A 13,579-nucleotide genomic window follows, 5' to 3' on the forward strand; every position below is an offset into this window, starting at 1 on the left:
TTGACATAGAGATCCTAAATTTGGATTTCGGCAAGTACTATTGTATTTGTCTATGGTATTGTTTAATCAGTTCGTTTCCACTATGCAGTAGAAACGACTAAAAATATATTCAGGTGAATAGAGAATTAATCGTAAGATCTAGTTCCCAAGCCGTTGACTTTGCCTTGTTAAAGGACGGAAAACTCACTGAACTGCATAAAGAAGAAAGTAGTAACGATTTTTCTGTTGGCGATATTTTTCTCGCCAAAATCAGAAAACCGGTAACCGGTCTAAATGCCGCGTTCGTTAACGTTGGCTATGAAAAAGATGCATTTTTGCATTATCATGACCTTGGTCCGCAATTATCTTCTATGCTTAAGTTCATAAAACAAGTGAGCTCAGGAAAATTAAAGGATTACTCCTTAAAAAACTTTCCCGTTGAGACCGATATTGACAAAAATGGTGTTATTACCGATGTCATTAAAGCCAACCAATCCCTACTGGTTCAAATTGTAAAAGAACCTATATCTACTAAAGGACCAAGAATCAGTTCCGAGCTATCAATAGCTGGGCGTTACTTGGTAATGGTTCCTTTCTCGGACCGTGTTTCGGTATCCCAAAAGATTGCAAGCAAAGAAGAGAAAGACAGGTTAAAACGACTTGTTAAAAGTATTAAACCAAAAGGATTTGGTGTAATTATTAGAACAGTTGCAGAAGGACAAAAAGTCGCGGAACTGGACAAAGATCTAGAAAACTTGCTGAACAAATGGTCGGCAATGTGTAAAAAATTGTATCGTGCTCAAACACCATCAAAAGTATTTGTAGAACTCAACAGAGCATCTTCTATTTTAAGAGATGTATTTAACGATAGTTTTACAGGAATACATGTTGATGATATAACTTTATATAATGAAATTAAGGACTATGTGTCCGAAATTGCTCCAGATAAAGAAAACATAGTTAAGCACTTTGATACCAACGTACCTATTTTTGAAAAATTTGGAATAGAAAGACAAATTAAAACGTCTTTTGGCCGTACAGCTACCATGAGCAAAGGAGCCTATTTAATTATAGAGCATACCGAAGCACTACATGTTGTAGACGTAAATAGTGGCAATAGATCAAATAAAGCTAAAAATCAAGAAGATACGGCCTTAGAGGTAAATCTTTTGGCTGCTTCAGAAATTGCAAGACAATTACGTCTTCGTGATATGGGCGGAATTATCGTTGTAGATTTTATAGATATGGTAAAATCACAACACAGAAAAAAGCTTTTTGAACATCTTAGAGATGAGATGAAAGACGATCGCGCCAAACATAAAATACTACCTCCGAGTAAATTTGGTTTAATTCAGATCACCCGACAAAGGGTACGACCTGAAATGAATATTAAAACAACTGAAGAGGACCCTAACAATGCAGGGAAACAGGTGGAAGCACCTATTGTTTTAATAGATAAAATTACAGCGGACCTTGAAAAACTTCTTAAAGGACCTGCAAAAGACAACAGTATAACACTTAATATACACCCGTTTATAGCAGCCTATATTACTAAGGGATTTCCATCCATGAGAACTAAATGGTTCTTGGAATATAAAAGATGGGTTAAAATTCAACCGCGTGATGCGTATACGTATCTTGAATACCGTTTTAAAAACAAAGACGGCAAAACAATATATTAATGAAAAAAGCGATTTCCTTACGGAGTCGCTTTTTTTGTTTATTAGCCCTTTCTATTTTATCTTCCAATCATATTTATTAAAAATGGATGATTTACCTATAAACCGAGAAATACAACAAGTTTCAAATAATTTAAACTGTAAAAATTGTTCAGCTTCGCTACCTAATGATACTTATTTCTGCAATATCTGTGGTGGCAAAGTAATAGTTCAACGCATTACTTTAAAAGGTTTAGCTGAAGATTTTTCTAATAATGTACTTGGCTTAGATAATAGGTTTTTCTTCACTATAAAGAAATTAATTATAAGTCCTCATTTAGTTTTTCAAGAATACCTAAACGGTACAAGAAAACGCTATATGAATCCCTTTGCCATTCTAGGTTTAACAACTGCAATAGCTATCTTTTTATTTAACTTTTTTGCTGATGAATATTTAGCGCTTAATGTTGAATCTAATCAACAATCCGTTTCCATAATGGCGAATATGATGGAAAAACAATTAGGAGAAAACTTTGACAGAGAGGCCTATGAGAAAGAAAATTTAGAATTAATTACTAATGCAAGTTCTTTTATGCTGAAGTATTTCAACCTGTTGGTAATCTTATTTATGCCTATATATACATATATGGCATTTTTGGTTTATAGAAAACCATATAACTACGCAGAACACTTAATAATAAATTCTTACATTCAAAGTATTTCGTTTATTGTTACTTCTATAGTTTTTACAGTTTCAGTCTTTACAGATCCATCCGTTTATCTTTTGACCATATTCTTTTTAATTTTTTATTATACCTACGCCTATGGTAAGCTATATAAATTAAGTATATCTGAATCTATTTTAAAACTAATGTTATTCATAGGACTTATTCTATTAACATTTATTGCTTTTGGAGTTTTATCAATAGTTTTAGGAATAGCTATCGCCTATTTTAGCCCAAAATAATTTTAAAAATATTGAACGAAAAAACTAAAGGCCACACTATTCAAGAAGCCACAAAAAAAATAGAAAGCTATTGCGCATACCAAGATCGCTGCCATAAAGAAGTGGTTTCGAAATTGAAAGACATGGGCATGATCCCGATAGCGATTGACACTATTATTGCACAACTTATTGAAGATAAGTTTTTGAACGAAGAACGCTTTGCAAAAAGTTTTGCTAGAGGCAAATTCAATATTAAAAAGTGGGGTAAAAATAGAATTGTTAAGGAACTGAAATTTAGAAATATCTCCAAATACAATATTACCACCGCCTTAAAAGAAATTGACCCTGAGGCCTATTTAACCGCCTTGGATGATTTGGCAAATAAACGACTTGGTCAAATAACTGAATCTAATATTCTAAAGCGGAGAAAAAAACTTGCAGACTATCTTCTATACCGAGGTTGGGAAAGTCATTTGGTATATGAAAAATTAAAAGAACTTATAAAATAGCCTTCGCTTACCAATTAGGTAATTATATTATGCCTATTATTTGTTTCTTTAATTGCTCTTTCATTTTTTTCATCAATCCAATCTTGACCTTTTATCTTACGCATTAACACATCATAATAACGCATTATAAGGATGTTATACGATGCTTTTGCCAAGTTTTTAGGATTACGGGCCAACGCCCTTAAACTCATTGAGAAACCGGGTGTATTGTATTTCATATAGTGCCAATACCCTTCTGGCATATATAAAACTTCTCCATGGGACAGAGTTGTTCTGAATCCGTTTGCACTTTTTAATGCGGGCCACTTATTATAATCAGGATTGGAAAAATCTATACTCTCATGTGTAATTAAAGAATGAGGCACTTTGTAAAGCTTCTCCGTTTCAGATTGTGGAAAAAGCACTACTTCTTTTTTTCCATCAAAATGAAAGTGAAAAATATTTGCCAAATCGATATCGTAATGCATAAAGGTGTACGAGTCTCGTCCGCCAAAAAACATCATTGGCACTCCTTTTAAAAGTCTTAATCCAAAATCTGGAAAAGTGTAATCTTTTTGCAAAGCAGGTACCTCCTTAATAATATTCCAAAGGAAAATTCTATATTTTGTAGGTTCTTTTTTCAATAAATCCACATACTCAGCCATCTTCATTTTGGCGTGGGGCTCATTAAAACCATCTTTATGTTGCACCGGTCTGTCATCATATAGCGGTACGGTCTTTTCCCCAGCTACAGATTTAATATAATCTAAATTCCATTTAGAAAATGCAGGCCAATCTTCAATGGCCCGCTCTAAAACTACAGGTTTCTGTGGCTTAAAATAGGTCTCTATAAAGTCTTCCTTGGTAATATTACTTACCCTTGGTATATCTGCTAAATTCAATTACAAATGGTTTTTTAGGGAAACCAAAGGTAATTAACGATTAGAAAATAATTTCTTAAAAATGTATTAATGTGGTATTAGTTGATGATTTTAGCCTTTTGCTTTGCCGTTTCATTACGCTCTATGGAATGACCAGGTCTAGACCATTTTGGTTTTTCACCCATAGCTTGTAATGCTGAGTCTTTTGCCTCAACAGTTTTAGGCTGAGATACTTTTGTAAATGGTTTTTGCTGATTTAATCCTAGCATTTTAAACATTTCCATATCCTCATTTACATCAGGATTTGGAGTCGTCAACAATTTATCGCCTGCAAATATTGAATTTGCCCCTGCAAAGAAACACATTGCCTGCCCTTCTCTACTCATTTGCGTGCGACCCGCAGAAAGCCTTACTTGTGTTTCTGGCATCACAATTCTGGTGGTAGCCACCATGCGTATCATTTCCCATATAGATATAGGCTCTATATCCTCCATAGGCGTGCCTTCAACTGCAACTAATGCATTAATTGGAACAGATTCAGGTTGAGGATTCAAGGAAGTCAAAGCGACTAACATACCCGCTCTATCTTCCAATGCTTCACCCATACCAATAATACCACCGCTACAAACAGTTACATTACTTTTACGAACGTTCTCTATCGTATCTAAACGATCCTCAAAAGCACGTGTAGATATAACATCTTTATAATAATCTTCCGATGTATCTAAATTATGATTGTATGCATATAAGCCTGCCTCTGCCAAACGTTTTGCCTGATTTTCTGTAATCATACCTAACGTACAACACACTTCCATGTCAAGCTTATTTATGGTACGAACCATTTCTAAAACTTGGTCGAACTCTGGGCCATCCTTTACATTTCTCCAAGCAGCACCCATACAAACCCTAGAACTACCAGATGCTTTTGCACGAAGCGCTTGAGCCTTAACTTGAGAAACAGCCATAAGGTCATTACCTTTAATATCGGTATGGTAACGTGCCGCTTGTGGGCAATACCCACAATCCTCGGGACAACCACCTGTTTTTATAGAAAGTAATGTAGAAACTTGAACCGTGTTCGGGTCATGATTTTTTCTATGTACAGTTGCAGCTTCGTATAGAAGCTCCATTAAAGGCTTGTTATATATTTCTAGAATTTCTTCTTTTGACCAGTTATGTCTTGCTTCGCTCATAAAATCTCATATTCTTTCTGCCCCCAAAAATAGTGGAATTCTAGTTTATATCTTAATTAAGTAATTTTAAAAATAGGGGCTATACTAATTATTCGTCGCCTTTTTTCTTATTTGGGCCTATCCCTTTAGTATTATCTTCTATAGATTCCGATATACCATCCTTACCTTTTAAATACTCAGGTAATTGCATACCTGCCATATTAAACATTTCTTGAAGTGGTGGTACCGACTTATACATTCCTGATATAAAGTTAGCGGTAGAACTTTTGCCGTCTTCGCCTTTAGCTCCAGAATCCCAAACCGTCACCTTATCAATTTTAATATTCTTAATTGCTTCGGCTTGGGTTTTTACTAATTCTGGTAATTTATCGGCAATCAATAAAAGAACAGCGTCCTTGGGGTTATTTCCAGCGGCCTTCACTATTTCATCTAAACCTTGTGCTTGCTTGGTTAAAACCTCTAAAAGACCTTGTGCTTCTGCCTGAGCCTTAAACAAGATTGCATCTGCCTCACCTTTTGCTCTTCTTCTTATTCTCTCAGCCTCAGCCTCAGCATCTATTTCAACCTTCCTTTTATCAATTTCAGCTGGTACAACAATATCGGCCATTTGCGAACTTCTAACGCGTTCGGCTCTTGCCAATTCAGCATCGCGCTCTGCAGCATATGATTCTTCTAATGCTTTTGCTGACTGAACTTTTTCCGCAGCTATCGCTGTACGTTCTGCTTCTGCTTCCCGCTGTCTTCTTAAAGAGTCTGAATTTGCAACATTAATCTTTGCAATATTTTCCCCTTCTACAGCTTGTGCATTGGCAGCTGCTACTTGTGTTCGTTCATCCTGTACCGCATTAGCCTCACCAATAGAACCATCTCTATTTTTTTCCGCAACAGACTTACGTGCTGCATTTATAGCATGAGCCGCCGCTTCTTTACCTAATGCCTCTATATAACCTGATTCATCTACAATATCCGTAATGTTTACGTTGATCAGTTTAAGTCCAACTTTCTTTAATTCCGACTCTACACTTTGCGAAATATTGGTTAAAAATTTATCTCTGTCCGAGTTAATTTCTTCAATATCCATTGAAGCTACCACCAAACGTAACTGACCAAAAATAATTTCTTTAGCCAAATCTTGAACTTCTTGCATTCCTTGGCCCAACAAACGCTCTGCTGCATTCTGCATAATACCAGGTTCTGTAGAAATACCAATTGTAAATCTTGATGGTACGTTTACCCTAATATTTTGCTTACTTAACGCATTCACCAAATTAACCTCAATAGAAATAGGTGTAAGATCTAAATATTCATAATCTTGAATTACTGGCCAAATAAACGCTGCTCCACCATGAATACACCTTGCAGAATTTCCTGATCCTACTTTACCATAGACAACAAGAATACGATCGGATGGACATCTTTTATATCTTCTGATAAAAGAAATAATAATGATAAAAAAGAAGAGGATGGCAAAGCCAATAGCAATCAAAGATGCGCCTCCAGCTAATTGTAATGGTAATAGCATAGGGTTATTTATTTAATAGTTCAACAATTAAAATTCCATTTGCGGTAACCTGTTTTACACGTACCACATTACTTTGAGTTAAATCTTGATTTTCATCGGTCAACGCTTCTAATTCTCTTAAGGTGCCTTGAACATTGATACTCACTTTGCCAATTCTAGATCTATTTGCACCAATAGTTAGATAAACCTCGCCTATTTGATTAAGCGCATTATTTAATTTAAGTGTTCCACTACTTTGTAGTTTGGCTAAATAATAAAACAGGGATGCCATGGCAACCATCATTAATAAACCGCAAATAACTGAAATAATTACGGTAAGCATTTGTGAAAGACCATTGTCTAAACATGCAATACCTGTCCACCCAAAAATGGTAAAAAAACCAGTTAAATTCTTAAAGGATAAAAATTGAAAACCAACACCATGATCCCCTTCAATATCGGTGTCTACATCACCACTCACATCATCTGCATCACCCCCAAAAAGAGTAGTAACAAGGAAAATCAATAAAAAGAAAGATGCAATTATGGCGACCACCCAGTATACTTTCTCAAAAACGGTTAATGCATTAAACCAAGTTTCCATAATAAAATCTTATTCAGTTAACATTTGAAAGATACTACTTAATGCGAATTAGATAAAAGCTTCGTGTGTTTAATTTAATCCACTAATAAATAACTTTTAATTTTTAGAAACTAAAATACTTACGGCATTACCACCAAAACCTACAGCATTTACCAAGACTCTTTGTATAGGAGTTTTAACCATTGCTTGTTCTAAAAATGGAACAGCTATAAATTTATTGTTTTGCAACATTAAAACCGCCAACTCTAAATTAAGCATACCCGATGTAGCGAAAGTGTGCCCTAGTTTCCACTTATTAGAAGTTAAAGAAGGCAATGTGTTACCAAATACTTTTTTTATGGCATTATATTCTGACAAATCTCCTTTTATAGTTCCTGGAGCGTGCATTACAATTACATCAACCTCTGAAGGATGCAATTCTCCTAATGCCATTTTCATAGATTTCTGAAAACATAAGGCATTTGTGGAAATAGAGGTGTTATGTTTTAAAATTTCTGTGGCATAGCCTACGCCGTCAATTGTTGCTAAGGCATTTTTCACTTCTCCTGTTTCTAGACATGCTACAGCAGCAGCCTCACCTAAAATCATGGTATTATATTTTTTTTCTAGGTTTAGAGCTTGGCAAGGGTAACTTCGACTTCGTTCAGTTACTGTTGAGATATCGATTACCGAAGCAGAATTCGAATCGGGTTCTTTAGCATAAATTTTTAAAGCTTTCATTTGGGCAATGGTAAATTCAGTTAATGGTGCCTCACTGGCGCCTACTAAAAACTTATTTGCCATACCACTAGTAAGCCATGCCACACCATTTAATACAGAATGCAAGCCCGTAGAGCAGGTAATGGAGTGTGATATTTCTGGTCCTGTACAACCCAAATCATGTGAAACCCATGAAGAAATATTGCCTAATGTTGTTGTTGGCGAGCTAAGGGTTGATGCCAAACCAGTTTTTAAATACGCTTTATGATACTCCTCAAACAACTTTGTCGCCCCTCTTGATGAGCCTAAATTGATTCCGAATTCAGTATCTTTCTGCCAACCTGAATCTTTTATTGCCAACCTAGATGAAACCATAGCATATAGCACACTATCGTCTAACTTCTTATACTTATTATCAGATACACGAAGTTCCTCTACAAGCTCTCTTGCAGAATTTGATAATGGGGCAACCCAAGATTTAGCACCCCTATTTTCATGTAAAGAAAAATAATGTTCTTTATTCTGATACGCCTGCCAGGTTTCTTTTAATGTACTTCCTATTGGTGATAGCGATGCTATGGCTGTTATGGATATTTTCTCTTTCAAATTCTAATTTAAAATGTATCTAGTGCTTCTGTAATGGTATTGTAAATTTTTTGGAGTTGATTGTTGGTAATTACATATGGCGGAAGCATATAAATAGTACTCCCTAAGGGCCGTAATAAAACACCTCTTTCTAAAAAAAAATTATACAACTTATCTCGTAAACTTCCGTAACGCTCCATTTCAATATTTAAATCAATGGCCAGTATTACACCCAATACTCTAACCTCTTTTACTTTTTCATGATTCTTAATTTTCTTGGCAAATGAGGTATGAGCACTTTCTATATACGTTCTTCTTTTTTGAATTTCTGGGGAGTTTAAAAGGGCAATTCCCGCTAATGCAGCGGCACAACCTATTGGGTGCGCACTAAATGTATGTGCATGAAAAAAACCTTTATGTACCTCATCACTTAAAAAACGATTAAATACTGCCTGGCTACAACTCGTAATACTCAATGGAAACATCCCTGCCGTAAGTGCTTTGCTTAAGCAAATAATATCGGGGTTATTTACTAGGTAATCAGAAGCGAAATTTTTTCCTGTTTTACCAAAACCGGTCATTATTTCATCTGCAATGGTTAAAACATCGTTTTCTTGGCAAAGTTGAATTAACGCATCCAATCCTTTTGAGGAATGAAATTTCATGCCTGCAGCTCCTTGTACCAATGGTTCAAAGACAAATGCTGCACAATTGTTTTCCTTTAATATTTGTGACAACTTACTTTTTACCTCCTCTATATTATCTTCTTGTGGAGTTGGTATACGCACAACTTTTAAAAGAAAATCTTCAAAAGGACCATTATAAGATGATAGCCCAGATGCACTCATTGCACCAAAAGTATCTCCATGAAATCCATCTTCGAAAGCAATTAAGGTGTCTCTTTTTTCCCCGTTATTATGAAAATATTGTAACGCCATTTTAATAGCTGCTTCTATTGCAGTAGAACCATTATCGTTGAAAAATATTTTAGCCTGATTTTTAGGCAATATCTCCATTAATTTTTCAGATAATTGAATGGCTGGCTCGTGGGTTAATCCACTAAACATAACAAAATCTAACTTCTGCATTTGCTTGGTCATAGCCGCAACAATGTACTCATTTGAATGTCCGTACATTACGGTATACCATGATGCAATACCGTCTATATATTCGTTACCATCCTCATCAAACAACAACGCATCTTTTGCTTTTACAATTGCCATTTGGGGTTTATTCAACTTATGTTGGGAAAGCGGATGCCATAAGTGCTTTTTATCTCTAGTAGATAGATTTTCCACGTTCATAAAATTTATAATTCGTCATTTTATCTATCTTGCAAAGATCGGGAAATAAACCGCAATAAAGAGATGCCCTTAAAAAGAAACAAAAAAGCCTTTATAGACTTTTCTGAGATTAAGAATACAACCGTATTGTTAATCTTTTTTGTTATTTCATTTTCAATACGTTTTCCCTTTTTCTTTCGAGATTATATTGACCGAGATGAAAGTACTTTTATATTATTAGGACAATCTTGGGTTGATGGCTTTTTACCTTACACTCAACTATGGGATTTAAAACCTCCCCTTACTTTCGCATTTTTTGCTGCAATTATTTCTGTATTCGGGAAAAGTTTTATCGCTATTAGACTAGCAGGTGTTATTTTGGTAGTTATTACTGCCTACTTTACTTATAAGATTACTTTGTCATTACTATCTAAAAAGGCATCAATTGTAGTAGGTGTTTTTTGTATTATTCTATTAAGTCTTTTCGGAAGTTTACAGGGCGTAATGTCCGAACATATTTGTATCGCATTTTTTATACCAGCACTCTACCTTTTACACGCCAAAAAATCATCTGGATTCATATTTCTTGCAGGCGTTTTAATGGGGACTACGGTTATGGTAAAATTGAATATGGCTTTTCCCATATTTTTTATCGGCCTATTTCTGTTATATGAATCATTGTTTACTAAAAGAAAAATTAATCTATTACAAGTAGCTTTATTTGGAACCGGAGTTTTAGCAGTCATTTTTGCTACCGTACTTCCTTATTACTTAGTTCACCAAACCCATAAATGGTGGGAATCTGTGGTTTTGGCTCCTTTAGAGTATACGGAAGCAAGACGGTATTCCATTTTTAAATTAGCACCCATTTTTGTTATTACAGGCGCTTTTCTTCTTTATGCTTACAAAAGCAAAACCATCGATTTTAAAAACAGAACTGTACAAATACTACTTATAGCTATATGTGGCGTACTATTTTCATTTGTTAAAGGGGGTAGAATTAATGGGCATTATCTTATTCAAATACACCCCATGCTACTTATTTTGGTAGGCATTGTATTATATAAATTATCTATAACCTACCAGCGTAAAATACCAAAATATGTATGGCTCATAGCTTTATTAATACCCGCGGAAAGTTATTTAGAATACGGCAACATCATAAAAACTAAATATGAGCGAAATACATTTTTCAATGGAGAAGGATTTTCTGTTCCTGCTTATATAAACGCTAATAATTTAGAAACTAAAAATATATTGTTCTTTGAGTATCATATAGGGTATTGGAATTTAGATACTTTACCACCAACGATTGCATCTACCCACCCTAGCAATATTTGCAGAGATGAACTTTTTACTTTCTTTGATAATCCTAGAAAAAACTCTCTTGAAGAATTAAAATTTATAATGGAAGTGTTACAACCTAAAACAGTTGTAATACGAAAAGGCAGAAGTATTTTAGATAAAAAAGAGGTTGAAGAGAATAATTATATTAATTCATATTTAGCAAAACACTACCAAATTTTTTCTACTGTTGATAATGCTGAAATATTACAGCGGTTAGAGTGACTTTAATATTCCTTCGAACTTTGCTGCATATTTTTTAATTACTTCTTTATCAAAATTTTCTTCTTCATCAATTCTACCTAATGATTCAATACCTGTTTTAAGTAGAATTATATTTTCTGTTTGCGGATTAGCTTCACCGCTAAATAAAACCGAAACTTCATAGCCTTTTTGCAATAACCAATTGATGGTTAATAAGGAATGGTTAATACTACCTAAGTAATTTCTTGATACTACCACTACCTTATAATCTGGCATAATAATATCGAACATGGTATCTTCTTCATTTAATGGAACCAATAACCCTCCAGAGCCTTCTATTACTAAATGATTATCTGTTTCTGGTTCATTAATATGAAATCTGTCTATACGAATACCATCTATTTCTGCAGCTGCATGCGGACTAAGTGGAGATTTCAACTCGTAACTACAAGGGTGAAATTTTGTTTTATTGTTAGAGATTAATTCCTTTACCCTTTCTGTATCAGAATTATCTAAATCACCTGCTTGTACTGGTTTCCAATAGTCTGCCTGTAGTGCTTCTGTAAATATCGCCGAAGCAATTGTTTTACCTACACCTGTTGAAATACCAGTTACAAATATCTTATGCATTCTTTAATTAATTAGAGTTAGTGATCATTCCACAATTTAGGCACTTATATTTTCTTTTTTCGAAAAATGGAAAAAGTTTATAAAAAACTCCCTTCCTGTTATAATATGGTTCAGATTTTTGAGCCTTACAATTAGGACAAATAATAGGGTTCCCAAAATTATCAACTGCATAAGCTCTAATCTCATTATAAATTTCCAAAGCTCTTTCTTTATCTTTAGAATAGACTTGTAATTTAACTCCGCCAATTGCATTACTTATAATGGGGTCCGAATTTAAAGTATTCTCATCTCTGAGAAAAACAGGTATTCCTTCAGATTCAAGTTTTCCTTTAACAATTTGGACATCGGCAACATATTCAAAAGATGCAAGTTGATAAAATTTATCTTCCATGTATAATTAAATAAAGCTACTTAATAATTTAACTAAAAGTCCAATTTCTTCTTTGGAATTAAAACTATGAAGGCAAATTCTAAGTCGCTCTTGACCTTCTGGTACGGTTGGCGACAAAATTGCTTTTATATTAAACCCTTTATCAATTAACTTTTTAGCCACTTGTTTTGCTTTTTTGGTACCGGGTATAATACAACCTTGTATTGCCGTATTACTTGGAATGAAAAAAGCATCTAAATTATGAGCAGTTACCTGTTTCTTAAAAAACTCAACATTCTCTTTTAATTTAGCTTTTGGCTCTTTACCCAATTCTTGCATATATGAGTGTGCCGTGATTATCGTTGCCAAGGTATGCGGGGTAAGTGCTGTAGTATAAATAAATGGCTTAGCAAAATTAACTAAGAAATCTTTTAAATCGTTAGAACCTAAAATTGCTGCACCATGGCATCCAAACCCTTTACCAAATGTAACTGTTCTAGCAAAAACATCAGTTTCGAGCCCAAGTTCTGGTATTAAACCTTCACCATTTTTACCCAAAAACCCAACAGCATGCGCTTCGTCCACTATTAAATTATACCCTTTAGTCTTGGTATATTTTACCATTGCTTTTAAATCCGGCGTATCGCCATCCATAGAAAAAACACTCTCTGTAGCTATATAAACAGTACATTCTTCACTCTCGTTTCTAACTAAATTTAAATCGATTTTCTCCTTTAAGTTAGTCAAATCATTATGCAAAAAACTATACGATTTTGCATTACTCATACGTATACCTTCACGTATGCTTGCATGTACCAATTCGTCATAAAAAATTAAATCTCCTCTTTGTGGCACAGCGCTAAAAATCCCCATGTTGGCATCATAACCAGAATTAAAAACAAGTGCGCTATTAGCCTTATAAAAAGTAGCTAGTATTGGTTCTAAAATAGTATATAATTTATGATTTCCAGATAATAACCTAGATCCCCCAGAGCCGTTTGAGGCTACACTTTCCTTTAATAATAACTGAAATGTTTTTGAAAATAAGGTTTCATTCGTTGCAAAACCCAAATAATCATTAGATAGAAAATCTATTGAACCATCATTGGCATTTAACTGCCTAAATGTATCTTCTTTTCTTCGGCTTGCTAATATTTTAAGCAATTTTTTGGGTATTTGACTCATTCAGCAAAAATAACTTTTCTATAAAACCA

At 34.4% G+C, this 13,579-nt stretch carries 13 protein-coding genes; 4 read left to right on the top strand and 9 right to left on the bottom strand.

The features are described from left to right. Positions 1 to 113 precede the first annotated feature (113 nt). The 3 genes from BTR34_RS06910 (at position 114) to BTR34_RS06920 (ending at position 3,092) form a co-directional block, all read left to right on the top strand. The gene (locus tag BTR34_RS06910) at positions 114 to 1,661 is read left to right on the top strand and encodes an Rne/Rng family ribonuclease (RefSeq protein ID WP_068485319.1); all 1,548 of its coding nucleotides are present in this window, start codon (positions 114 to 116) and stop codon (positions 1,659 to 1,661) included. An 82-nt stretch (positions 1,662 to 1,743) separates the two neighbouring features. Beyond that, a complete protein-coding gene (locus tag BTR34_RS06915) occupies positions 1,744 to 2,604 on the top strand; it encodes a DUF3667 domain-containing protein (protein ID WP_197496181.1) in 861 nt (286 codons plus the stop codon). Between the two features lie 11 nt (positions 2,605 to 2,615). After that, positions 2,616 to 3,092: a regulatory protein RecX gene (locus tag BTR34_RS06920; protein ID WP_068485321.1), complete on the top strand. Its 477-nt coding sequence runs from the start codon at positions 2,616 to 2,618 to the stop codon at positions 3,090 to 3,092. Between the two features lie 14 nt (positions 3,093 to 3,106). On the opposite strand, the gene BTR34_RS06925 is transcribed toward BTR34_RS06920, so the two are convergent. From BTR34_RS06925 to bioA, 6 genes are all read right to left on the bottom strand, one after another. Continuing rightward, positions 3,107 to 3,973 carry a cupin-like domain-containing protein gene (locus BTR34_RS06925; protein ID WP_068485322.1) on the bottom strand — a complete coding sequence of 289 codons (867 nt, stop codon included), beginning with the start codon at positions 3,971 to 3,973 and terminating at the stop codon, positions 3,107 to 3,109. 77 nt (positions 3,974 to 4,050) lie between these two features. After that, the gene (gene bioB, locus BTR34_RS06930) at positions 4,051 to 5,145 is read right to left on the bottom strand and encodes a biotin synthase BioB (protein ID WP_068485323.1); all 1,095 of its coding nucleotides are present in this window, start codon (positions 5,143 to 5,145) and stop codon (positions 4,051 to 4,053) included. Positions 5,146 to 5,233: 88 nt separating this feature from the next. Continuing rightward, the gene (locus tag BTR34_RS06935; RefSeq protein ID WP_068485324.1) at positions 5,234 to 6,667 is read right to left on the bottom strand and encodes a flotillin family protein; all 1,434 of its coding nucleotides are present in this window, start codon (positions 6,665 to 6,667) and stop codon (positions 5,234 to 5,236) included. 4 nt (positions 6,668 to 6,671) lie between these two features. Next, positions 6,672 to 7,250 (bottom strand): hypothetical protein, encoded by a 579-nt coding sequence (locus BTR34_RS06940; RefSeq protein WP_068485325.1) that lies wholly within the window; start codon positions 7,248 to 7,250, stop codon positions 6,672 to 6,674. Positions 7,251 to 7,346: 96 nt separating this feature from the next. Next, positions 7,347 to 8,555, bottom strand: coding sequence for a beta-ketoacyl synthase N-terminal-like domain-containing protein (locus tag BTR34_RS06945; protein WP_068485326.1), 1,209 nt, complete (start codon positions 8,553 to 8,555; stop codon positions 7,347 to 7,349). An 8-nt stretch (positions 8,556 to 8,563) separates the two neighbouring features. Beyond that, complete coding sequence (bioA, locus tag BTR34_RS06950) at positions 8,564 to 9,832, bottom strand: adenosylmethionine--8-amino-7-oxononanoate transaminase (RefSeq protein WP_394333944.1); 1,269 nt, start codon at positions 9,830 to 9,832, stop codon at positions 8,564 to 8,566. Between the two features lie 69 nt (positions 9,833 to 9,901). Between bioA and BTR34_RS06955 the strand changes: the two genes are divergently transcribed. Continuing rightward, positions 9,902 to 11,386, top strand: coding sequence for an ArnT family glycosyltransferase (locus tag BTR34_RS06955; RefSeq protein ID WP_068485328.1), 1,485 nt, complete (start codon positions 9,902 to 9,904; stop codon positions 11,384 to 11,386). Here the strand turns inward: BTR34_RS06955 and bioD are convergent. From bioD to BTR34_RS06970, 3 genes are read right to left on the bottom strand one after another with little or no spacing between them, the layout of a single operon-like run. Further along, a complete protein-coding gene (gene bioD, locus BTR34_RS06960; protein WP_068485329.1) occupies positions 11,378 to 11,995 on the bottom strand; it encodes a dethiobiotin synthase in 618 nt (205 codons plus the stop codon). The genes BTR34_RS06955 and bioD overlap by 9 nt on opposite strands. Positions 11,996 to 12,002: 7 nt before the next feature. Beyond that, positions 12,003 to 12,386: a putative signal transducing protein gene (locus BTR34_RS06965; protein WP_068485330.1), complete on the bottom strand. Its 384-nt coding sequence runs from the start codon at positions 12,384 to 12,386 to the stop codon at positions 12,003 to 12,005. 6 nt (positions 12,387 to 12,392) lie between these two features. Continuing rightward, positions 12,393 to 13,550 carry an aminotransferase class I/II-fold pyridoxal phosphate-dependent enzyme gene (locus BTR34_RS06970; protein ID WP_068485331.1) on the bottom strand — a complete coding sequence of 386 codons (1,158 nt, stop codon included), beginning with the start codon at positions 13,548 to 13,550 and terminating at the stop codon, positions 12,393 to 12,395. Positions 13,551 to 13,579: the final 29 nt, after the last annotated feature.

It is taken from the genome of Maribacter hydrothermalis, from assembly GCF_001913155.1.
GTDB classification, from domain to species: Bacteria; Bacteroidota; Bacteroidia; order Flavobacteriales; family Flavobacteriaceae; genus Maribacter; species Maribacter hydrothermalis.